Raw genomic sequence first — 20,974 nt, 5'->3', positions numbered from 1 at the left:
TGTTACACCACGGCGGCTTCAATCGTTCTCGAGCGCCACGCAAACCCCAACACCATCAGCAACCCCAGGCCCGCCATTGCCGCGCCGGCCAGGGAGATCGCCGGATAACCCAGCCCGCTGCTGATCACCGCGCCGCCCAGTGCCGCACCAATCGCATTGCCGAAGTTGAAGGCGCCGATGTTCACCGCCGAGGCCAGATTGGGCGCGTCCTTCGCTGCTTCCATAACGCGCATCTGTAGTGGCGGCACCAAAGCAAAGCTGGCAATACCCCAGATCAGAATGGCCACGGCGGCCGTCAGCGGCCAACGCATCAGTACGGTGAACGCCAACAACACCAGAATCAGCACGCTCAGCGAGACGATCAGGGTGCGATCGATCGAGCGGTCAGCGGCCTTGCCGCCCCACATGTTGCCCAGCGTCAACCCGACACCGTAAAGCATCAGCATGGCGGTGATGTAAGCAGTGGACGCATGGGTCTCGCTGCTGAGGATCGGCGCGATGTAGGTGAAGACGGTGAACATGGCGCTCGAGCCGACCACGGTCAGGGCCAGCGCGGCCAGCACCGGGCCGCGCCCCAATACTCGAATTTCCGCCATGACACCGACACTTTGCGGCGCCCGCACGTTGGGCAAGGCGAACCACAACGCCGCCATGGTCAGCACGCCCAGGCCGGTAATCCCCCAGAAAGCCGTGCGCCAACCAAACATTTCGCCAAACCAGGCAGCCAGCGGCACACCGCCGATGGTCGCCAGGGTCAGGCCCATGAACATCGCCGCAACCGCCCCGGCACGTTTTTCCGGGGCGACCAGGGTGGCGGCGACGACGGAGCCAACGCCAAAGAAGGCACCGTGGTTCAGCGAGGTCACGACCCTGGCAACCATGAGGCTGTAGTAGTCGGTGGCCAGGGCCGACATCAGATTACCGAGGGTGAAAATCGCCATGAGCCCGATCAGCAGATAGCGCCGGGGAATTTTGCCGGTGGTCAGGGTCATCAGCGGCGCGCCGAGCAATACCCCCAGCGCATAAGCACTGACCAGCAAACCGGCAGCGGGAATGGAAACGCCCAGATCCGCAGCGATACCCGGCAACATGCCCATGGGGGCGAATTCTGTAACGCCGATGCCGAAGGCACCGATGGCGAGTGCAACAAGTGGTGGATTGATACGCATGGAAAACTCCTTATCTATGCCGCCAATGCTACGATCCCGTCTTTTAAGGCGGTAGATAGCATTTTTGGCAATCACCTTTGCGTAGGAGGCACAAGTGGATTTCAACGGCAGGTCAGGTGAAATGAGCGTGTTCACCACCGTGGCGCAGGAAGGCAGTCTGTCGGCTGCCGCGCGTGTACTGGGCCTGACACCCTCGGCCGTCAGTCGGATCATCGCGCGCACCGAGCAACGGCTCGGCACTCGCCTGCTATTGCGTACCACCCGAGCGATTACCTTCACTGCCGAGGGCGAAGCTTTCCTGCGCGGCGCCCGGCGGATCCTCGCCGACATGGACGAGGTCGAAGAAGCCATCGCCGATCAAGGCGTGCCCAAGGGGCGACTGCGGGTCAGTGCCGCCCTTGGCCACGGCCGTCTGGCCATCGTTCCCTTGGTCGCAGCCTTCAGCGCCCGTTACCCGAACATCGTCGTCGACCTCACCCTCGGCGACGAAGTGGTCGACATTCTTGCCGGACAGGCCGACGTCGCAGTGCGCTTCGGCCATCTGCCCGACAGTCCGCTGACCGCACGCAGGATTGGCACCACCGGCCAGGTCGTGGTGGCATCGCCCGAGTATCTGCAGCGCCACGGCGTCCCGCAGGAGCCGGAAGACCTGCTCCAGCACAACTGCCTGCGCTTCAATTTCAAGCGTGCCGAACCCAACTGGCCATTCATCCGTGATGGCAAAGCGTTTTCCCTGAAGGTCAGCGGCAACATCGAATGCAGCAGTGGTGAAGCGTTGGCACAATTCGCGCGAATGGGCGCCGGCATTGCCCGTATCGGGGAGTTCAGCGTGAGCGAGGATCTGCAGCGTGGCGACCTGATTGCGCTGTTGCAAGACTGGAACCCGGGGGATCAGGAACCGATTCATGCGGTGTTCGTTGGCGGCGTGGCGATGCCGGCGCGGGTGCGGTTGTTTGTGGACTTCTTGCTGGAGAATCATCGGATGTCAGCGCAGGCATAAGCTGATATTTGCGGATACTCGTGATGGTGGATGGCCGCCGTTAAAGACCGCTTTCGGGCAGGAGCAGACATCTGAATACCCGCACTTGTATATTTCCGACAGACCAATCTTCACCACCAACGCGCAGAATCGGGAAGGTACACATTCATGGATCAGAAAAATGGCCAGGCCGGCACTGCCGACTGGGTCATCCGCAGTGTTCAACCTGGAGGCATCGAGCGTATCGAAGCGTGGTTCGGCAGCCACGGCTACGATCCTCATCGACACGACACCTACTCGATCGGCCGTACGTTGGCGGGCGTCCAGAGCTTTCACTACGCAGGCTCGATGCGCCACGGTCTCCCCGGCAATACGCTCGTGCTTCACCCAGACGAACTCCACGATGGTATGGCCGGCACCGATGCAGGCTTTCGTTATCGAATGGCCTACGTTGATCCGGCATTAATCCAGAACGTCCTGGGCGGGGAACCCTTGCCCTTTATCGCTGGGGGACTGTCGAGCGATCCGCGTCTGTTCCGTGCCAGCGAAGCATTCGTGCAAGCGGTGGATCATCCACTGGAAACACTGGAGGAACAGGACGCGCTGTATGACCTGGCGATGGCGTTGCGTGCGGTCGGCGGCAAACCGCGCGGGCGCAAGCGTGTGGATTACCGCGCAGCCGAGCGCGTCAGAGCATTCATCCTCGAACATCTGCACACGTGCATTACGCTGGAAATGCTGGAGCACGCCAGTGGGCGCGAGCGCTGGAGCCTGTCACGCGACTTCAGAACACTTTACGGTACGAGCCCTTACCGATTTGTCACCCTGCGCCGTCTGGATCGGTTCCGCGCATTGGTGCTTGAAGGTTTCACCCTGGTGGATGCGGCCCTCGTCGCGGGTTTCCACGATCAAAGTCATATGACGCGACACTTCACCCGCTGCTACGGAGTTCCGCCCATGCGCTGGCTGGAACGATTGCGGGCAGCACGCTGACTTGCAGGATCGTACAAGAGCGCCCTGCTCCATGCTCTTAGGATGGCGACTTCGAACACCGAGGATCCGTCATGTCAAAGCTCTGTCATCAACAATCATCAGTTCCTGTAAACCTGGCACATAAAGCTTCGCTCATCGAACAGCAATGGAGTCCCAGGGTTGTCGCGGAGATGAATGACTACCAGTTCAAGGTTGTGCGAATCGAAGGCGAATTCATCTGGCACTCACATCCTGAGACCGACGAAGCATTTCTTGTCCTGGAAGGCACCTTGCGCATCGACCTGCCGGATGGCTGCGTCTATGTGAATCCGGGTGAACTCTATGTAGTACCCCGTGGCGTCGAACATCGGACAGCTGCTGAAGGTGAAGCAAAACTGATGATGATCGAGCCTCGAGGCATTTTGAACACCGGGCATGAAGATGGCGAAAGAACGGCATTGAACGACGTCTGGATATAATCCAGCGTTATCCATTATCAAAGCCGATGAATTCACGATTTTGCGGGAGATGTGACAGTGCTATCCGATCCAGAGGCGCGCGTAGCACTCAAAGAACTGATTGAAAAATACCTCAAGGGAAGAGATCCCGATTACGACCGTCTGATCGAAATTGTTCAGGATCCTTCGCGGCAAGTTCCGATCAGGGGTGTGCTTGAGGATATTAGACGGTACAACAAGGTCCAGTACACGCAGCAGGACCTAGAACTGATCGACAACCTTTTGTACATGTATGGCTGAGACAGAACGTGCTGGTCGCGGGCAAATGGTTGAAATAGGGTTGCACAGTGAGATGGGCATCCACCTGTGCGGCAACAGGTCGGAAATATCACTCGCCCGGCGCGTCGGCAGACGCGTCAGACCTTCTTTCAGACATCGGCCTGAGTCATGCATCATGACTTCGGTGAACGCTTACGCATCGGGCAAGTGAAATTGAAGAGCTGCTGCCGCATAAATGGCAACTCGATTAGCTACGCGAGGCGGGATGCCCGTACAAATACTTTCGGGAGTGAGTAATGAGCAATGACCCCTGTGCTTTAGCTGCGCGCATGATTCGCAACTTCAATGATGTGCCGCTGCAATACGAGCGCCGCGACCCTCTTTACGAGAGCCATGGCGCGCGCCTCGGCACTGACACCGTCGCGCAGAAACTCGGTGCGTCGATGGACATCGTCGCGCCAGGCAAGCGTTCTTGCCCCTACCATTTTCATTATGCTCAGGAAGAGATGTTTGTCATCCTGGAAGGGTTCGGCACCCTGCGCGTGGCGGGTGAAATGTTGCCGATCCGAAGCGGCGACGTCATCTTCATTCCGGCCGGCCCCGAGTATCCGCATCAAATCATCAACACCTCGGATGCGCCGCTGAAGTACCTGTCCATTAGCACCCGAGAAACCCCCGAAATCTGCCAATACCCGGACTCCGGCAAATATCAGGCGATGGTCACAATCAATGGAGCTCGCGCGTTCACCGCTGTGCAGCGGCCCGGGACTACGCTTGATTATTGGGACGACGAACCATGAGGGGGCATCCACATTAGTTATCAGTCAGCCAGGAAGCTCGGTTTCATTCATGATGACGGGCGCCATCATGTCCAGATCCGGCGCAACCAGTTCGATGTGGCTTTATCTCGGAATGCGCTTGAGACATTACTGATTTGAGCAACAAACTTCGCATTGTTCACCCCCTCCACCTCTCAACATCGGCGTGATTCAAGCCAGAGATTCCAACTTGTCGTCACAGACGGCAGAGCGCCTGAGCTCCAGGATCGTGCGTTCATGCACTGCGCCCCACTCTCGCATCGCACTCACCAATGGCGCGAGTGAATGACCTAACGCTGTAAGCGAATACTCCACTTTGGGTGGCACCTCGCGATAGATTTCGCGATGAATCACCCCGTCCGTCTCCAGTTCTCTGAGCTGGAGTGTGAGCATCCTCTGCGTGATATCTGGAATCAGCCGACGTAGCTCGTTAAAGCGCTTCGTGCCTGACATCAGGTGAAAAAGTATGAGCGATTTCCATTTTCCACCGATGACATCGACAGTGAATGCGACGGGACAAGCGAAAGCCTCGATTTCATCCTGGGGGTTACATTTTTTCACTGTTATCACCATGGTATAAAAAGTGTGCCTACCGCACAAAATTGTGCGTACTTACGTCGATGTGCTGCAAAAGTTAGCATGGATTCCATATTCACCACTATGGAATCGGACAGATGAGTTTGTTGTTATCACCCTATGAAATTAAGGGCCTCACCCTGAAAAACCGGGTCGTCATGTCCCCTATGTGCATGCATATGGCGGCGGATGATGGTTTCGTCACTGACTGGCACCGCGTTCATTACGGCGCTCGTGCTCTGGGTCAGGCGGCGCTGATTTTTCCCGAAACGCTGGCCATTCAGGCTGACGGTCGTATTGGCGCCGGTGACCTTGGCATCTGGAGCGATGAGCACGTTGTCGGCTTGAAGGCGCTGACGGAATTGCTTCACGGCTTTGGTGCAAAAGCCGGCGCTCAGATCGGCCATGCGGGGCGCAATGCTGACCTGCCCGGTCTGATTCACATCGCGCCATCGGCGATTCCATTTACGCAAACCAGCCCTGTTCCTCGCGAACTCGCGGCTGATGAGATTCCGGCTCTGGTAAAGCTGTACGGCGATGCCGCACGTCGAGCCAGCGAAGCTGGCTTCGATGTGCTTGAGATCCATGCCGCGCACGGCTACTTGTTAAGTGAGTTTCTCTCGCCGTTGGCTAATACCCGCGACGACGAATATGGCGGAGATGCCGAGCGTCGTTATCGCTTCCTGCGCGAGGTGCTGGAAGAGGTCAAAACGCATTGGGGGGATCGCCCTCTGTTCGTGCGCATCTCCAGTTCTGATTACGCCGAAGGCGGAAACACGCCCGAGTCGTTCCTCGAATATGGTCGCTGGATGAAAGCGCAGGGCGTTGACTTGATCGACTGCAGCTCCGGCGGGATCAAGATGGTCAAGGTCGAGACCTACCCGGGTTACCAGGTGCCGGCCGCTGAATTACTGCGTAAGGAGTTGCATATAGCAACAGGCGCTGTGGGTGTGATTCAGAGTGGACGTCAGGCTGAAGAAATCTTGCAGAACGGCCGAGCTGATCTGGTGTTTGTCGGGCGGCAAATGCTCCGAGATCCATTCTGGGTTCGCAGCGCTGCAGATGATCTTGAAGAAATCATTGAGATTCCTACCGCCTACACACGTTATGGATCTGTCTGGCTTGATGCCAAAGCCTGATGCCTTTGTTGCACTAATCCTATGAAGCAGGAGCAAGCACATGAGCAAGCCGACTTACGTTGAAGAATACCAAGCCATCACCGAGGTGCTTAACCAGTACATTGAGGGCTGCAAGCAGGCCAAAAGCAGCATCATGAAGCCAGCCTTCAGTGAGCAAGCGACCATGTTCAGCGTCGATGGCGACGGTAAGCTGACGGGCGGCGCAATTTCAATCCTGTTCGACGGGATCGACAAGGGTTTCCGCCCTTCTCCTGATGCACCGGCGGCTATCGTTCGCGTCGAAGTCGTCGGTACGGCGGCGAGCGCTCGCATCGACGCCAACGACATGTCAGGTATCTCTTTCACCGACTTTTTTCATCTGCTGAAAGTTGATGGCAAGTGGACTGTGATTAGCAAGATTTTTCAAACTCATGTAGCGCCTTGATGACTTGGGTCGTCCGGCGGCCCTTGCTTATGCGTTGACATCAGAATCTGCTGCGATGAGCGAGAAAAAAGGCGCCAAATTGGCGCCTTTACGTTATCAAGCGACTTTGATCACAACCTTCCCAAATGCTCCCCTCGCGAGATGTTCGTAAGCTTCTCGTGCTTTCTCGAACGGATAGACCTGATCGATCACGGGACGGATTTCGTGCTCGTTGAGGAAAGTATTCATCCGGTCAAATGATGAACGCGGCGCCACGGCGATTCCGCGAATGGTCGTCTGGCGGAAAATAAGTGGCATCAGATTGAGCTCAACGGTTTGTCCCGTGAGAAAGCCGATCTGCGCAATACGCCCCGATGCCTTGGTTGCTGCGACCGATTGGTTGATGCCGCTGCCACCGGCCACATCGAGGAGCAGATCCACGCCTTTGCCGTCGGTTAGCTTCAGCACTTCGTCCGCCCAATTCGGCGTCGTTCTGTAGTTGATGCCAGCCACGGCCCCCAGCCCCGTCACGGTTTGCAGATTCTGGTCGCTGCTCGACGTTGCGATGACCTTCGCGCCAAGTGCAGTAGCAATCTGCACGGCAAATATCGATACACCTCCAGTGCCTTGAACCAATACGGTCTGGCCCGGCTGGATTTGCCCAAAGTCCACCAGCGAATACCAGGCTGTGAGCGCAGCAATAGGCAGTGTTGCCGCCTCCTCGTCGCTCATGTTGTCGGGGGCACCGACGGCGCTGTCTTCATGGATGATCATGTATTCGGCCAGACCGCCGGGCAACGGCGAACCGAAGCAGTAATCGGGTTCGTTCGGCCCTGGTTCGCCATCCAGCCAACGTGAGTAAAGGTGGGAATTGACACGATCACCGACTTTAAAACGCGTGACGTTGTCACCAATCGCAACCACCGTGCCGGCTGCATCACTTACGGGAATCAGAGGTTTGGGCACCCTGTGCGGTTCATAAATGCCGTCGACGATAGCCTTGTCGCGAAAGTTGAGCGAGACAGCGCCGACCTTCACCAGTAACTCGCCTGCCTTGGGTTGCGGGGTCGCAACCTCTCCCAATTGCAGGTTGTCGAGTCCGAAATCGTTCAATAACCAAGCTTTCATTGCCAATCTCCAAATACACATCAATGGCCTCGAACCAGAGCCGGTTCCGCCTTGGGTGCATTTTTCGCTGTTGAAGGTGCGCAATAAATGCGTGGAAAAAGACATGATTGTTCTATTCTTGGATAACAATCATGTTCAACCGTTGATGTCCGGGTTCATAGGAAAGCGTCATGGAATTGCTTCAATCGATGCGACTGTTCGCCAGGCTTGCCGAACTTGGCAGCTTTACCAAAGCTGCCGAATCGCTGGACATCGGGCGACCGCAGGTCACTCGGTATATCCAGGAGTTGGAAACGTCATTGGGCGTGCGCTTGTTCCAGCGCACCACGAGAAAGGTCGCCCTCACCGCCGAGGGCGAGAGGTTCTATGAGCGGGTACAGGAAATTCTGGCGGGTATTTCTGCTGCGACCTCAATGTTCGATCGATCAGGAGCAACGCTCACAGGCCGGCTGCGCGTCGATATCCCAAGCGCCTTCGCGCAGATGAAATTCATCAATAGCCTTAAAGAATTCACCGTCTGCTACCCCAGTATCAACCTGGTGCTGGGCGTGACTGATCGGGCCATCGACTTGATCGGCGAAGGCGTCGACTGTGCGTTGCGTATCGGCGATCTACCGGATTCGACCTTGATCGCTCGCCCTATCGCGATGGCGACGATGGTGACGTGTGCCGCGCCCGAGTATTTGAACGAGCATGGCGAGCCCAAGACACTCGACGATCTAGCCTCCCATCGAGGCGTCAACTTCTTGTCCGGTCAGAGCAACAGAACATTGCCCTGGCATTTTTCGGTGAAAGGTCAGGATCGATCCTTTGTGCCTGACGCCGGCATCACCGTCACCGAGTCGAATGCGTACGTTCAGTGTGGCGTGTCGGGTTTCGGAATAATTCAGGCACCCGGGATCGCCGTGGCCAAGCATTTGGAAAGTCGCGGTTTGGTGGAAATTCTAAAGCCTTATCGGCCAGCCCCTCGCCCGGTGTCGTTGCTATACCCGAGCCGGACTCATCTGGCGCCCCAGGTTCAAGCTTTTATTGAGTGGCTGCAAGAGCGCTTTCCGCTGCTTCATTCCGACTGGCTGGAACTGTAGCGATTGAGCTGTAAACGGTGGTCACGGGGCAGAACCGGTCCTTCGCGAATGTGCATTCCTGCCCAATTCCCATAACCCCCTTATGTAACCCGAAAACACGCCGATACCGTGCTGCAGCACGGAAGCACCGCAGCAGCACTTACTTCATGGACGGCAGGAACCCGAACAATGTTGGAATACCTCTGGCGCAGCATCCATTCCCCGGACTACTTGCCCAACGTACTGGACTGGATGATCCATATTCTCCTCAGCCCGTTCATGGTGATCATGTGCCTGATGGTCGGAGCGCTCGCCGGCAAATGGTGGAGAGCACTGCCCTACGGCAGTCTGACTTGTTATGTGGTCTTTCTGAGCCGGTCTTCTTTCTATCGGTGGGAAAGCATTTTCCCCGTAGCCGGTCTGCCTGCACTGGCAATCGATGGCGCGCTATTGGCGCTCCTCGGCTTTTACTTGAAAGGCGTACTAAGAACCCGCGCAGACGCAAAACCCGAAGGCCATTGGCTGCGCAGGCTTTATCAAGGCCTTAAGGTCTTCCTGCTGACAGTCATGGTGATTTTCTGGGGATTGGTCGTGCTGTTTGTCGTGGTCTTCACTGTCTCGGTCGCGACCCAACCGTCATTGGCGCACTGAGCAGCGTCCTGCTTGATCAGACCAATCGGGACCCAGCTTTGCCGGAAACAGCGTCCGAATGAACTGCCGACTCAACAAGATGAACTTCAGTGGCATTACGCCCCGCCAACCAGGCAAGCACTGACGCGACAACCAATACAGCGGCGCTAAATTCGAATGTAGCTTTATAACCACTCAAATCAAAAGCCAGACCACCAATGATCGCGCCACCGGCGATAGCCAGTTGAACAATCGCCACCAGCAAGCCACCTCCGGCCTCCGCATCATCCGGCAGCGTTTGCGCCAGCCATGTCCACCATCCAACCGGCGCGGCCGTGGCGACCAGTCCCCAGAGGCCGAGCAACACGGCGGTCAGCACCGGTGATTTGCCGAAGCTGACCAACGCCAGCGCGATGGCCGCCATGATCAGCGGGATGACGGTCAACGTGCGGTAGAGGCCGCGACCCATAAACCGTTCGATCAGAAAAGTGCCGATAAAACCGGCCAGTCCCAACCCCAGCAGCATCAAGGACAACGTTGAGACACTGACGCCCGTCACGCCTTCAAGAAAGGGCCGCAGGTAGGTGAACAACATGAACTGGCCCATGAAAAATACGCTGACAGCGACCATGCCCAAGGCCACTGGCAATTGCTTCATCAGGCGCAGGACATTGCCGCTACCGGCCTGGCGCTCGACCTTGAAGGACGGCAGGCTGATCAGCAGCCAGACGGCGGCCAGCACGGCGACCGGAACCACGCAGAAAAATGCGCCGCGCCAGCCGATCAGCGAGCCGAGAAAACTCCCCGCTGGAGCCGCGATTACCGTGGCCAGCGCGTTACCGCCATTGACGATGGCCAGCGCTCGCGAAACCTGTTCAGGCTTCACCAGACGCATCGCAGTCGCCGCCGACAATGACCAGAAACCGCCGATCGCGATCCCGATCAACGCACGTCCAAACATGAATGACGGGTAACCCGGTGCGACCGCGACCACCGTGCCGGAGACGATCATCAGTAAGGTCAGGCCCAGCAGCAATTTCTTGCGTTCGACGCGAGCAGCGACCGAGGCAATCAGCAGGCTGGTGATCAGGGCAAAGGCACCCGACACGGAAATGCCCTGCCCGGCCTGGCCTTCGGTGATGTGCAGGTCTGCCGCAATCGGCGTCAGCAGGCTGACGGGCATGAACTCTGAAGCGACCAGGGCGAATGCGGCCAGCGACATGGCCAGCACAGCGCTCCAGCCGCCTGTTGTTTTAGAAGGATCTGTAGAAGGAAACGTCATGGGAACTACCTGTGGTGCGAAAAACCTGTGGATGTGATGCGCAGGGGCAAGCAGCTTGAAACCCATTCGGGCACTGCCCCTGTAACAGATAGACACATTCTCCCGGTCAATCCGGCCCTTCCCTAGCGCATTCCTCTTGAATGCTTGCCTGATCCTCTGGCGATGCAGGGTGATGGATAGGAAACGTCTCGCGCGCGGATTAGAGTTCAGTCAACAGGAGTGACCCGACATGATCGATACCCCCCTTCGCCATGAGCCACCGTTGGCGTTGCACATTGACCCGCGCGTGAGCGCACCGGGTGACTTCGCCACGGCCATACCCGGCTTGTCGTTGTTTCGTCGCGACCAACCGGCGCCCCCCGTTGTGTGCATGATCGAACCGAGCCTGATTCTCGTCGGTCGCGGTGAAAAGCGTTTGTGGGTCGGTGGTGAAGGCTACAGCTATGACCCTTCGCGGTTTCTGGTGACCTCACTGGACCTGCCCGCCAATTCCGAAGTGATGCTCGCCAGTCCTGAGCAGCCCTGTGTCGGCCTCGTGCTGAAACTGGATGTGAGCATGCTCGCCGAGGTCATCACCAAGAGCGGCCTGCCGGCCAAGCGGCAGCCAGCCACGGGCACGGGCGCCGCGATTGGCAGTCTGTCGTCGGCGCTGGAGGGCGCGCTCGATCGCCTGCTGGCATTGCTCGATGAACCCGAGGCAATCCCGGTGCTGGCGCCGCTGATTCTGCGCGAGATCCACTATCGGCTGCTGCATACCGATCAAGGCGCACGGCTGCGGCAGATCACGGCCGTCGATGGTCAGGGTTATCGCATTGCCAAAGCGATTGACTGGCTCAAGGTCAACTACACCGATGCCCTGCGCATTGACGATCTGGCCGCGCGGGTGCAGATGAGCGCGCCGACCTTTCACCATCATTTCCGCCAGCTCACCGGCATGAGTCCGCTGCAGTACCAGAAATGGCTGCGGCTCAACGAAGCGCGGCGACTGATGCTGGTCGAGCGCCTCGACGTTTCACGGGCGGCGTTTGCGGTCGGCTATGAAAGTCCTTCGCAGTTCAGCCGCGAATATGGCCGCCTGTTCGGCACTGCACCGAGTCGTGACATTGCCCTGTTGCGCGGGCAGCCATTCGAGGCAGAAGCGCTCGGCAGCGTAGCGAATTGAACGAAACAACCAGCTTCACCGGTGATGCGCCTCGCCGCGTGTCACCGCAAATAACAATGCACGTCAACCGATGATCAGCGGGTGAATCATGGAACTACGAATCAACCAGAAGACCTATCAGGTCGATGCCGACGCCGATACGCCCTTGCTGTGGGTGATCCGCGATGATCTGGGCATGACCGGGACCAAGTACGGCTGCGGCCTGGCGCAATGCGGCGCCTGCTCCGTGCTGGTGGACGGCAATGTGGTGCGCTCGTGCGTCACGCCGGTGGCCGGTGTGGTCGGCCGCGAGGTCACCACCATTGAGGCCATCGAAAACGATGACGTGGGCAAACGGGTGGTCTCGACCTGGGTCGATCTGCAGGTCGCGCAGTGCGGCTACTGCCAGTCCGGGCAAGTGATGGCCGCCACCGCGTTGCTCAAACAGAACCCCAAGCCGAGTGATGCGCAGATCGAGGCAGCGATGGTCAATCTGTGCCGCTGCGGTACCTACAACGCCATTCATGCCGCCGTGCATGAGCTGGCCGGCAAGGGAGACGCGTGATGAACGTTCGAATCGACCCTTCACTGCAAGCCTCGGTACTGGATCTGCACGAACCGATCAATGTTTCGCGCAGACGTTTTCTCACCGGTACCGCCGTCGGCGCACTGGTCCTCGGCTTCGGCCTGCCGCTCGGTACAACGCGCGTGCAAGCTGCCGTTGCAGCGGCGACGGCCGAGCGCGGCACACAGGTGCCGGCGTTTCTCGAGATCCGTCCGGACAACCGCGTACGTCTGCTCTGCCCGTTCATGGAAGGCGGACAAGGCACGTTCACGGCGATGGCACAAATCGTCGGTGAAGAGCTGGATGCCGATCCATCGACCTTTCTGGTCGAAGCGGCGCCGCCCGGCGAAGCCTATGTGGTGTTGGAAAACGGCATGCGCATCACCGGCGGCAGCATGTCGGTGCGCATGAGTTACCCGGTGATGCGCCGCCTCGGTGCCCTCGCCCGCGCCATGTTATTGCAGGCGGGCGCGCAGCAACTTGGCGTGCCGGTGAGTGAATTGACCACCGAGCCTGGCAAAGTCGTGCACGCCAAGTCGGGCCGCTCGCTGGCCTACGGTGAACTGGCCGAGCGCGCGATGGATCTGCCGGTTCCCGATCCGGCCTCCGTGACACTGCGTGATCCGAGTCAGTTCCGCTGGATCGGCAAACCGGTGAAGCGCCTCGATGCCTACGACAAGTCCACCGGCAAGGCGCTCTACAGCATCGATCTCAAGGTCGACGACATGCTCCATGCTGCCGTTCAACATGCCCCGCGCCTGGGCATGACGGTCGGCAACCTGCGCAACGAAGAGCAGGTCAAGGCAATGAAAGGCGTGCATTCCGTGCATCGTCTGCCGGGTGCCGTGGCGGTGGTCGCCGAGCGCTGGTGGCACGCCAAACGTGCCGTCGAGGCAATTCAGGTCGACTGGCAAGAGCCAACGGCCGAAAGCAAAGTGCGGCCGATGCCCGCCGACTTTTCCAGCGATGCCTGGTTCAAGCGCCTCGCTGAAGACAAAAGCCCGGCCAAGGATGATGAAAACCAAGGCGACGTGGCTGCGATTCTCAAGGAAACCAAGACGCGGATTGACGCCACTTACCACAACCAATACCTGAACCACGGGCAGTTGGAGCCGCCTTCGGCGCTGGCCCGATTCAACCCGGACGGTTCGCTGGAAGTCTGGTTGCCGAATCAGGCACCGGACATGTTCCGCGCCGACATCGCCAAACGCACGGGCCAAGATATTTCGCGCATCACCTTGCATTCGCCGCTGCTGGGCGGGTTCTTTGGTCGGCATTTTCTCTACGACTCGGCCAGTCCCTATCCGCAAGCGATCGCGCTGGCGAAAGCGGTTGGACGTCCGGTCAAACTGATCTGGAGCCGCGAAGAAGAGTTCCTGCGTGACGTGCTCCGTCCCGTTGCTGCGGTGAATTTCCGCGCCGCGCTGGACAGCGACGGCTGGCCGCTGGCAATCGAAGCGATCAGTGCCACCGAAGGCCCGACCGAAGCCCTCGCCGGCAAGCAGGGTGAGAAGCTTGACCCGACGGCGCTTGAAGGCTTGTCCGGCAAGTCCTACGCGATCCCCAACAAACGCATCGCGCAGATCTACGTCAAAGGCCCGGCGATGCTCGGTTACTGGCGTTCGGTGGGCAATTCGCTGAACGACTTCTTCTATGAATCGTTCCTTGATGAACTGGCCGACAAGGGCGGCAAGGACCCGTTCGACCTGCGCCTGCATTTGCTGCGTGACAACAAACGCCTGACCACGCTGCTGCAAGCGGTGGCTGAACTGTCGGGCGGCTGGAAGCGTGGGCCGTTTACCGCCGAGGATGGCAGCAAACGTGCGCGCGGCGTGGCCATGGCTTCGCCGTTCGGTACAGAGACGGCGGTGATCGCCGAGGTGTCCATCGAGAACGGCCAGGTCAAGGTGCACGACATCTGGCAGGCGATTGACCCGGGCAGCATCGTCAACCCAGCGATTGTCGAAGCGCAGGTCAATGGCGCCGTGGCGCTGGGACTGTCGCAAACCCTGGTGGAAGAAGCCGTGTGGATTGATGGCAAACCCCGGGCGCGCAACTACGACTTGTATCCGATCCTGCCGCCTGCGCGGATGGCTCGGGTCCGTGTGCGTGTGGTCGAGAGTGGCGAAAAAATGGGTGGCATCGGTGAACCGCCGTTGCCTGCGGTCGCGCCTGCCGTCGCCAACGCAGTGGCAAGGCTAACCGGTCAGCGGGTGCGCAGCCTGCCCATGAGCCGACACACCTTCACTTGATCAGCGCCGGAGCGTCCATGAATAACAGCCGATTCGCAAGAACCGCAGGCTGGCTGGCAGTGCCGTGCCTGGTCGCGGCAGGCCTGCTGGCCTGGTATGTCACCCGCGAGCCTGTCTCGCGCCTGGAAAACCATCAGATCGCCGTGGCCGACATCGACCCGGCACTGGTCGCCCGTGGCGAATACGTCGCCCGGCTCAGCGATTGCGTGGCCTGTCACAGCGTGCCGGGCGGTGCGCCGTTCGCTGGCGGCCTGGAAATGGCCACGCCGCTGGGCTCAATCCATGCGACCAATATCACCCCGGACACGGAGACCGGCATCGGCCACTACAGCCTGGCGGATTTCGACCGGGCGGTGCGTCACGGCGTGGCGCCCGACAGTCGCCGTTTGTACCCGGCGATGCCCTACCCGTCCTACGCCAAGCTCAGTGACGATGATGTACGTGCGTTGTATGCGTTCTTCATGAAAGGCGTGGCGCCGGTGAAACAGGCCAACATCCCCAGTGCGATTCCTTTTCCGCTGAACCTGCGCTGGCCGATTGCACTGTGGAACGGCGTGTTTGTCGACGCCGAGCCCTACGTAGCCAAACCGTCGCAGGATGAACAGTGGAACCGTGGCGCTTACCTCGTTCAGGGCGCCGGGCATTGCGGCAGTTGCCACACGCCGCGCGGCCTGGCGTTCAACGAGAAGGCACTGGATGAATCCGGTAAACCGTACCTCGCTGGCGCCTTGCTCGATGGCTGGTATGCACCGAGCCTGCGTGATGACCACAACACCGGGCTGGGCCGCTGGAGCGAGCCGGAGATCGTGCAGTTCCTCAAGACCGGTCGCAATAAACATGCGGTGGTCTACGGCTCGATGACCGAAGCGTTCAACAACTCCACGCAGTTCATGAGCGATGATGATTTGACCGCGATTGCCCACTACCTGAAATCGCTTCCCGGGGATCGCGAACGGGATGGCGCGCCGTGGCAGTATCAAGCGGTTTCGGCAGCGCAACGTCTGGACTCGCCCGGTGCTCATACCTACGTGGCGCGCTGTGCTTCCTGCCATGGCCTCGACGGCAAGGGTCAACCTGAATGGATGCCGCCGCTGGCCGGCGCGACTTCTGCGCTGGCCAAGGAAAGCGCCTCGTCGATCAACATCACTCTGAATGGTTCGCAGCGTGTGGTCGCGGCTGGCGTGCCAGATGCCTATCGCATGCCGGCCTTCCGTGAACAGCTGTCGGATCAGCAGATCGCCGAAGTATTGACGTTCATGCGCAGCACCTGGGGCAATCAGAGCACGGCGGTGGATGCGCAGACGGTGGGCAAACTGCGTGAACACACCGATCCGGCCAGCAGCAGCCCGATCATTCTGCAGATGCGCTAAGAGGAGACACCGATGGAAAGCATCGACTTGCTGGTCCTGCGCACGGCGCGGGACTGGCTGGCCGCCGGCGAGCGTGTGTTGCTCGCCACGGTGGCGCGCACCTGGGGTTCATCACCACGCCCGACGGGGTCGATGATGGCTTTGCGTGACGATGGTCGCGTGGTGGGCAGCGTGTCCGGTGGCTGCATCGAAGACGATCTGATCCATCGCTACACCACGGCCCATGGCGGCAGCGCTTTTAGCGACAGCGCACCGCAAGTGGTGCGCTATGGCGTCAGTGCCGATGAAGCGCATCGTTTCGGCCTGCCCTGCGGTGGTACGCTGGAACTGATCCTTGAGTTCAACCCTTCGTGGCAGTCACTCGATGAACTGCTGTTGCAGCTGGACGCCGGGCAACTGGTTCGTCGTCTCCTGGTGTTGGAATCCGGACAGGTGATGCTCGAACCGACCGCGACGCCGGAACAGTTCAGCTTCGATGGCGCGCAGATGCTCAACACCTTGGGGCCGGGTTATCGGATGCTGATGATCGGTGCCGGCGCGCTGGCCGAGTATCTGGCGACCATGGCCTTGTTCAACGGTTTCAAGGTGGCGGTGTGCGATCCGCGTCCAGAGTACATCGAGACTTGGGCGGTAGACGGTGTGGAGCGGATTGTCGGCATGCCGGACGACGTGGTCCGCGACTTCGCGGTCGATCTGCGCACCTGCATCGTCGCCTTGAGTCATGACCCCAAACTCGACGATCTGGCATTGCTGGAAGCGCTGCACAGCCCGGCGTTCTACATCGGTGCAATCGGCTCGCGGCGCAACAGCCAACTGCGCCGCGAACGCCTGATCGAGCATTTTGGCGAGACCGAGGCGTCGCTTGCGCGCCTGCACGGACCGATCGGCCTGTACATCGGCAGCAAGACGCCTGCGGAAATCGCCGTTAGCGTGATGGCCGAGATTCTTGCGGCGAAGAATGGTGCGCGCCTGCCGCAAGCGTTTTCAATTGCCAGGGGCAAGGCGCTCGTGGAGTGAGTGGCCCGTCTACACCGCGTCGATGTCATCGGCCGGGCGGTGACGGCAAAAACCGAACCTTTCCCGCGAAAACAGCGTCCGAGCTAAGGCGTTAACGCTTACCGCTCACCACGAGGTTTCCGTTTGAAAGCAGCCATCGTCAGAAAATACCGTTTGATCATCAAGACTCTGGGCTATGTCGGCTGGGCGTTGTTCTGGCTGCTGCTCTGGGACATCGCCGTCACCGTCGACTTCATGCTGTTCCTCAACGCCAAGCTGAACCTGCCGTTGATGCCTCTGACGTTATTGGGTTCGGCATTGATCGTGCTGATCAGTTTCCGCAACAGCAGCGCTTACAACCGCTGGTGGGAAGCACGCACGTTGTGGGGGTCGATGATCAACAATTCGCGCAGCTTCGCCCGGCAGGTGCTGACTTTGCTGGATGATCCCGATGGCGAAGTCAATCCGGTCAAGTCGACCCTGTTGCGCCGCCACGTCGCTTATGTGAATTGCCTCGCCGCGCATCTGCAAGGCCAGCCTTGCCCTGAGGAAGTCCGCGCGTTTATTCCCGCCAATGAATTCGCCCGCAGTGGCACGACCAATAACTTTGCCAATGACATTCTCACCGGTTCCGCGACCTTGCTCGCGCGGGAATACAAGGCCGGGCGCCTGGACAGCATTCGTCTGGCACGGCTGGAGTCGACGCTGGTGGATTTGTCCAACAGCCAGGGCGGCATGGAGCGGATTGCCAATACGCCGCTGCCCTACCCTTATGTGTATTTCCCGCGGCTGTTTATTTCGCTGTTCTGCCTGATCGTGCCCGTCGGGCTGGTGGAGTCTTTGGGCTGGTTCACGCCGTTGGCTTCGACCGTGGTCGGTTTTATGCTGCTGGCCATCGAACGCATCGGCACCGATCTGCAAAGCCCGTTTCGCCACAGCGAACACCAGATTCAGATGGAAGCGCTGTGCGAAACCATCGAGAAAAACCTGCAGTCGATGCAGCGTGATTCTTTGGGTGACGTGCGCAGGCTTGAAGAGAACGCTTGAGGTGCAGCAATCGGTAACCGTCAGGACGTCTGACGGTTTCCAAATCAATCAGAACGCCGCACAACATCGCTTGTGATCGCACGCGCTCACACATCTCCCGGAGCGCTCACTGTCATCCCCCTCTGCTTCCCGCTCCTCGCGGTCTCACATTTTGCGATGTGAGGTTTTCGCATCTGCATAAAAAAGATTGCCGATTCATTGTCAGGTGATTTTTTTCAGCCTATCTTCAATAAAACCTATACAAAGCACTTCATTGCGTACAACTCTTTCGCTATGGATTGGCCTCACGCACAGCACTGCCGCGAGCACCTTGAATGAACCCACTATTAGCCAGCCATTACCGTGAAATTCTCGTCGGCGTCGGTGAAAACCCCGAGCGCGAAGGACTGTTGGACACACCCAAGCGCGCCGCCAAAGCGATGCAGTACCTGTGCAACGGCTACACCATGAGCCTGGAAGACGTCACCAACGGTGCCTTGTTCGAGTCGCAGAGCGATGAAATGGTGATCGTCAGCGACATCGAGCTGTATTCCTTGTGCGAGCACCACATGCTGCCCTTTATCGGCAAGGCACATGTCGCGTACATCCCCACCGGCCGGGTCCTGGGGCTGTCGAAGGTCGCGCGGGTGGTAGACATGTTCGCGCGTCGCCTGCAGATCCAGGAAAACCTTACACGGCAGATTGCCGACGCCATCCAGCAGATCACCGATGCCGCCGGTGTGGCGGTGGTCATTGAAGCGCGGCACATGTGCATGATGATGCGCGGCGTTGAGAAGCAGAATTCGGTCATGACCTCCTCCGTGATGCTGGGGGCTTTCCGGGATAGTTCGACGACACGGCAGGAGTTCCTGCAACTGATCGGACGTCGATAAAGCTATACAGGGGACAGTCACTGTACAAGCCGATAGTTCGAATCTCACCCTCTTCACTTGTGTGTTTCAGGGAGTTAGGCGATGACCCGATTTCTGCTGTTACTGGCACTGGTCCTCAGCGTCGCAAGCTGCGGCAGCGTAGATGTTGCCCGTTATGCCGAGCAACAACCGGCCCTGGACCTGCAGCGTTTTTTCAGCCAGCCCGTCAAAGCCTGGGGGATGTTTCAGAAGCGCAACGGTGAGGTGGCCAAGCGTTTTGAGGTCAACATCGTCAGCCGGCGTGAGGGCAACAACCTGATTCTCGACGAGCGCTTCCTGTACAGCGACGGCACCCGCCAACGTCGCGTCTGGACTCTCACGCCCGAAGGCCAGGGGCGTTGGAGCGGTCGCGCGGCTGACGTGTTGGGTGTCGCCGAGGGCCAGGTCGCGGGCAACACGTTGCACTGGCGTTATCGCCTGAATCTGCCGGTCGATGACTCGACTTACGAAATGAGCATGGACGACTGGATGTACTTGATGGACGAGGACACCTTGATCAACCGTACCAGCATGTCCAAATTCGGCGTAGAGGTCGGACAGGTGACATTGTTCTTCCGTCGCCAGGGTGCCGGAGTCAGCGAATGAACCGCGCATTGACCCTGGCCTCGCTCGGCGACGGTTATCGCGCGCTGGTGATCGGCGCCAGTGGCGCCCTCGGCACAGCCTTTTGCCAACTGCTGAAACAGGATCCGCGCTGTGCCGACGTTCGTGCGCTGGGGCGCCGTACCCTCCCCGCGCTCGACCTTGAACGGCCCGAAACGATTGCCAGTGCCGCCTCCGAACTGGCAGGCGAAGCGCCGTATCAACTGATCATCCACGCGGCCGGTCTGCTCCATCGCGAAGGGATCAAACCGGAAAAAAGCTTCAGCGCAATCGAGCCGGAGGCGCTGCAAACCGTGTTTCAAGTGAACACGCTGGGACCGGCATTGGTGTTGCGTCATTTCCTGCCACTGCTCGATCCTCGGGGAGCGATGGCGATGCTTTCGGCCAAGGTCGGGAGCATTGGCGACAACCGTTTGGGCGGCTGGTACGCCTACCGCGCCTCCAAGGCTGCGTTGAACATGCTGATCAAGACCGCCGCCATCGAACTGGCACGCACGCGCCCGCAGAGTCGCTTGCTCAGTCTGCACCCGGGCACGGTGGTGTCGGGGTTGTCGCAACCTTTTCGCGGCGCCTCCAGCGCCCGTCCGGCAGACGTTGCCGCTGAACAGTTACTGACCTTGATAGACCAGTTGACGTCGGCCGACAGCGGCCATTTCTTTGCCTACGATGGAGAACGCCTACCCTGGTAGGCAAGGAGTGAAGCATGAACCTGCAAGCCCTCACCGAACGTGCGGCCAACAGTGAAATACGTGAACTGGAGCTGCTGTCACTCGAAGGTGGTTTTTATCTGGCGCGGATCCGTCTGGATCACGGCCAGTTCACCCTGCTGGATGACGCAGCCAAGCCGATGCACCTGCGCTCGATCACCCACCTGCGTGACTTGCTGCAGACCGTGCCGGCCTTTCCCTGCGTGCTGGTGCAGCAATGCGTGCACGACGAAATGTGCGGGCGCGATACAGGGCCTGTCGAAGAGCTGCGTATTCCCTTTTCGCTCACTACGCCCGTATGAGTCGAACCACGCACATCAACTGGTAACGAGCGGGGGCCGCCCCATTTGTCGCGTACCCGCTAAGCTGGTGTTACGGCCGTGCGTCAGTTGAACGTTGTTGGCTGAGTGAAAACAGCAAAATATAAATGCTGTCATAACCATGATTTTTTCTGACAAAACGGCGTCTTTTGCAGGTTTTCAAAA

Annotated in this window: 23 protein-coding genes; 19 read left to right on the top strand and 4 right to left on the bottom strand. The window is 59.2% G+C overall.

From position 1 onward, the window contains the following. Positions 1 to 2: 2 nt before the first annotated feature. The gene (locus VY732_RS14330) at positions 3 to 1,169 is read right to left on the bottom strand and encodes an MFS transporter (protein WP_331695767.1); all 1,167 of its coding nucleotides are present in this window, start codon (positions 1,167 to 1,169) and stop codon (positions 3 to 5) included. A 94-nt stretch (positions 1,170 to 1,263) separates the two neighbouring features. Here VY732_RS14330 and VY732_RS14325 point away from each other — a divergent pair, with 94 nt between their 5' ends. The 5 genes from VY732_RS14325 to VY732_RS14305 all read left to right on the top strand — a co-directional run bounded on the left by VY732_RS14325 (position 1,264) and on the right by VY732_RS14305 (position 4,657). Further along, positions 1,264 to 2,169 (top strand): LysR family transcriptional regulator, encoded by a 906-nt coding sequence (locus VY732_RS14325; protein ID WP_331695766.1) that lies wholly within the window; start codon positions 1,264 to 1,266, stop codon positions 2,167 to 2,169. Between the two features lie 147 nt (positions 2,170 to 2,316). Further along, the gene (locus VY732_RS14320; RefSeq protein ID WP_331695765.1) at positions 2,317 to 3,141 is read left to right on the top strand and encodes an AraC family transcriptional regulator; all 825 of its coding nucleotides are present in this window, start codon (positions 2,317 to 2,319) and stop codon (positions 3,139 to 3,141) included. 71 nt (positions 3,142 to 3,212) lie between these two features. After that, positions 3,213 to 3,599 (top strand): cupin domain-containing protein, encoded by a 387-nt coding sequence (locus VY732_RS14315; RefSeq protein WP_331695764.1) that lies wholly within the window; start codon positions 3,213 to 3,215, stop codon positions 3,597 to 3,599. Positions 3,600 to 3,656: 57 nt separating this feature from the next. Continuing rightward, a complete protein-coding gene (locus VY732_RS14310; protein ID WP_077572920.1) occupies positions 3,657 to 3,878 on the top strand; it encodes a hypothetical protein in 222 nt (73 codons plus the stop codon). Positions 3,879 to 4,153: 275 nt separating this feature from the next. After that, positions 4,154 to 4,657 (top strand): cupin domain-containing protein, encoded by a 504-nt coding sequence (locus tag VY732_RS14305; RefSeq protein WP_212622097.1) that lies wholly within the window; start codon positions 4,154 to 4,156, stop codon positions 4,655 to 4,657. A gap of 189 nt (positions 4,658 to 4,846) precedes the next feature. Here VY732_RS14305 and VY732_RS14300 read toward each other — a convergent pair whose 3' ends face one another. Then, positions 4,847 to 5,236 carry a winged helix-turn-helix transcriptional regulator gene (locus VY732_RS14300; RefSeq protein ID WP_123594701.1) on the bottom strand — a complete coding sequence of 130 codons (390 nt, stop codon included), beginning with the start codon at positions 5,234 to 5,236 and terminating at the stop codon, positions 4,847 to 4,849. A 113-nt stretch (positions 5,237 to 5,349) separates the two neighbouring features. On the opposite strand from VY732_RS14300, the gene namA reads away from it, so the two are divergent. Both namA and VY732_RS14290 read left to right on the top strand, forming a co-directional pair. Beyond that, on the top strand, positions 5,350 to 6,390 hold the full coding sequence (gene namA, locus VY732_RS14295; protein ID WP_077572923.1) for an NADPH dehydrogenase NamA: 1,041 nt from the start codon (positions 5,350 to 5,352) through the stop codon (positions 6,388 to 6,390). Between the two features lie 40 nt (positions 6,391 to 6,430). Continuing rightward, positions 6,431 to 6,814 carry a nuclear transport factor 2 family protein gene (locus tag VY732_RS14290; protein ID WP_331695763.1) on the top strand — a complete coding sequence of 128 codons (384 nt, stop codon included), beginning with the start codon at positions 6,431 to 6,433 and terminating at the stop codon, positions 6,812 to 6,814. 96 nt (positions 6,815 to 6,910) lie between these two features. Here the strand turns inward: VY732_RS14290 and VY732_RS14285 are convergent, their stop codons facing one another. Continuing rightward, positions 6,911 to 7,921, bottom strand: a complete 1,011-nt coding sequence (locus VY732_RS14285) for a zinc-dependent alcohol dehydrogenase family protein (RefSeq protein WP_331695872.1) — start codon at positions 7,919 to 7,921, stop codon at positions 6,911 to 6,913. A gap of 170 nt (positions 7,922 to 8,091) precedes the next feature. Between VY732_RS14285 and VY732_RS14280 the strand changes: the two genes are divergently transcribed. Both VY732_RS14280 and VY732_RS14275 read left to right on the top strand, forming a co-directional pair. Further along, complete coding sequence (locus tag VY732_RS14280) at positions 8,092 to 9,006, top strand: LysR family transcriptional regulator (protein WP_331695762.1); 915 nt, start codon at positions 8,092 to 8,094, stop codon at positions 9,004 to 9,006. A gap of 168 nt (positions 9,007 to 9,174) precedes the next feature. Continuing rightward, positions 9,175 to 9,636 (top strand): hypothetical protein, encoded by a 462-nt coding sequence (locus VY732_RS14275; RefSeq protein WP_331695761.1) that lies wholly within the window; start codon positions 9,175 to 9,177, stop codon positions 9,634 to 9,636. A gap of 16 nt (positions 9,637 to 9,652) precedes the next feature. Here the strand turns inward: VY732_RS14275 and VY732_RS14270 are convergent, their stop codons facing one another. Next, positions 9,653 to 10,897, bottom strand: coding sequence for an MFS transporter (locus VY732_RS14270; protein WP_331695760.1), 1,245 nt, complete (start codon positions 10,895 to 10,897; stop codon positions 9,653 to 9,655). Between the two features lie 229 nt (positions 10,898 to 11,126). On the opposite strand from VY732_RS14270, the gene VY732_RS14265 reads away from it, so the two are divergent. From VY732_RS14265 to VY732_RS14220, 10 genes are all read left to right on the top strand, one after another. After that, on the top strand, positions 11,127 to 12,059 hold the full coding sequence (locus VY732_RS14265) for an AraC family transcriptional regulator (RefSeq protein WP_331695759.1): 933 nt from the start codon (positions 11,127 to 11,129) through the stop codon (positions 12,057 to 12,059). Positions 12,060 to 12,147: 88 nt separating this feature from the next. Next, complete coding sequence (locus VY732_RS14260) at positions 12,148 to 12,603, top strand: (2Fe-2S)-binding protein (protein WP_123594631.1); 456 nt, start codon at positions 12,148 to 12,150, stop codon at positions 12,601 to 12,603. After that, positions 12,603 to 14,855 (top strand): xanthine dehydrogenase family protein molybdopterin-binding subunit, encoded by a 2,253-nt coding sequence (locus VY732_RS14255; RefSeq protein WP_331695758.1) that lies wholly within the window; start codon positions 12,603 to 12,605, stop codon positions 14,853 to 14,855. The genes VY732_RS14260 and VY732_RS14255 overlap by 1 nt, the downstream gene beginning before the upstream one ends. A 17-nt stretch (positions 14,856 to 14,872) precedes the next feature. Then, positions 14,873 to 16,225, top strand: coding sequence for a c-type cytochrome (locus VY732_RS14250; protein ID WP_331695757.1), 1,353 nt, complete (start codon positions 14,873 to 14,875; stop codon positions 16,223 to 16,225). 12 nt (positions 16,226 to 16,237) lie between these two features. After that, positions 16,238 to 17,242: an XdhC family protein gene (locus VY732_RS14245; RefSeq protein ID WP_331695756.1), complete on the top strand. Its 1,005-nt coding sequence runs from the start codon at positions 16,238 to 16,240 to the stop codon at positions 17,240 to 17,242. 123 nt (positions 17,243 to 17,365) lie between these two features. Then, entirely contained in the window at positions 17,366 to 18,268 is a 903-nt protein-coding gene (locus VY732_RS14240) for a bestrophin family protein (RefSeq protein ID WP_038361505.1), read from the top strand. A gap of 314 nt (positions 18,269 to 18,582) precedes the next feature. Next, positions 18,583 to 19,140, top strand: coding sequence for a GTP cyclohydrolase I FolE (folE, locus tag VY732_RS14235; RefSeq protein WP_077572935.1), 558 nt, complete (start codon positions 18,583 to 18,585; stop codon positions 19,138 to 19,140). Positions 19,141 to 19,221: 81 nt separating this feature from the next. After that, positions 19,222 to 19,764, top strand: coding sequence for a DUF3833 domain-containing protein (locus VY732_RS14230; protein WP_331695755.1), 543 nt, complete (start codon positions 19,222 to 19,224; stop codon positions 19,762 to 19,764). Then, entirely contained in the window at positions 19,761 to 20,471 is a 711-nt protein-coding gene (locus VY732_RS14225) for an SDR family NAD(P)-dependent oxidoreductase (protein ID WP_077572937.1), read from the top strand. Before VY732_RS14230 ends, VY732_RS14225 begins: the two co-directional genes overlap by 4 nt. Before the next feature lie 14 nt (positions 20,472 to 20,485). Next, positions 20,486 to 20,791, top strand: coding sequence for a DUF6482 family protein (locus VY732_RS14220; protein ID WP_077572938.1), 306 nt, complete (start codon positions 20,486 to 20,488; stop codon positions 20,789 to 20,791). The last annotated feature ends 183 nt before the right edge of the window (positions 20,792 to 20,974 follow it).

Source organism: Pseudomonas sp. ZY71 (assembly GCF_036542145.1).
GTDB lineage: Bacteria > Pseudomonadota > Gammaproteobacteria > Pseudomonadales > Pseudomonadaceae > Aquipseudomonas > Aquipseudomonas koreensis_A.
Note: the sequence above shows the minus strand (reverse complement) of the source record. Positions and strands in the feature narration are given on the sequence as shown.

Coding starts and splice junctions, on each gene's coding strand:
- VY732_RS14225 (WP_077572937.1), top strand. CDS start 19,761: ATGAACCGCGCATTGACCCTGGCCTCGCTCGGCGACGGTTATCGCGCG.
- VY732_RS14255 (WP_331695758.1), top strand. CDS start 12,603: ATGAACGTTCGAATCGACCCTTCACTGCAAGCCTCGGTACTGGATCTG.
- VY732_RS14260 (WP_123594631.1), top strand. CDS start 12,148: ATGGAACTACGAATCAACCAGAAGACCTATCAGGTCGATGCCGACGCC.
- VY732_RS14280 (WP_331695762.1), top strand. CDS start 8,092: ATGGAATTGCTTCAATCGATGCGACTGTTCGCCAGGCTTGCCGAACTT.
- VY732_RS14290 (WP_331695763.1), top strand. CDS start 6,431: ATGAGCAAGCCGACTTACGTTGAAGAATACCAAGCCATCACCGAGGTG.
- VY732_RS14320 (WP_331695765.1), top strand. CDS start 2,317: ATGGATCAGAAAAATGGCCAGGCCGGCACTGCCGACTGGGTCATCCGC.
- VY732_RS14315 (WP_331695764.1), top strand. CDS start 3,213: ATGTCAAAGCTCTGTCATCAACAATCATCAGTTCCTGTAAACCTGGCA.
- VY732_RS14275 (WP_331695761.1), top strand. CDS start 9,175: ATGTTGGAATACCTCTGGCGCAGCATCCATTCCCCGGACTACTTGCCC.
- VY732_RS14270 (WP_331695760.1), bottom strand. CDS start 10,897: ATGACGTTTCCTTCTACAGATCCTTCTAAAACAACAGGCGGCTGGAGC.
- VY732_RS14285 (WP_331695872.1), bottom strand. CDS start 7,921: ATGAAAGCTTGGTTATTGAACGATTTCGGACTCGACAACCTGCAATTG.
- VY732_RS14250 (WP_331695757.1), top strand. CDS start 14,873: ATGAATAACAGCCGATTCGCAAGAACCGCAGGCTGGCTGGCAGTGCCG.
- VY732_RS14220 (WP_077572938.1), top strand. CDS start 20,486: ATGAACCTGCAAGCCCTCACCGAACGTGCGGCCAACAGTGAAATACGT.
- VY732_RS14245 (WP_331695756.1), top strand. CDS start 16,238: ATGGAAAGCATCGACTTGCTGGTCCTGCGCACGGCGCGGGACTGGCTG.
- VY732_RS14305 (WP_212622097.1), top strand. CDS start 4,154: ATGAGCAATGACCCCTGTGCTTTAGCTGCGCGCATGATTCGCAACTTC.
- namA (WP_077572923.1), top strand. CDS start 5,350: ATGAGTTTGTTGTTATCACCCTATGAAATTAAGGGCCTCACCCTGAAA.
- folE (WP_077572935.1), top strand. CDS start 18,583: ATGAACCCACTATTAGCCAGCCATTACCGTGAAATTCTCGTCGGCGTC.
- VY732_RS14230 (WP_331695755.1), top strand. CDS start 19,222: ATGACCCGATTTCTGCTGTTACTGGCACTGGTCCTCAGCGTCGCAAGC.
- VY732_RS14265 (WP_331695759.1), top strand. CDS start 11,127: ATGATCGATACCCCCCTTCGCCATGAGCCACCGTTGGCGTTGCACATT.
- VY732_RS14330 (WP_331695767.1), bottom strand. CDS start 1,169: ATGCGTATCAATCCACCACTTGTTGCACTCGCCATCGGTGCCTTCGGC.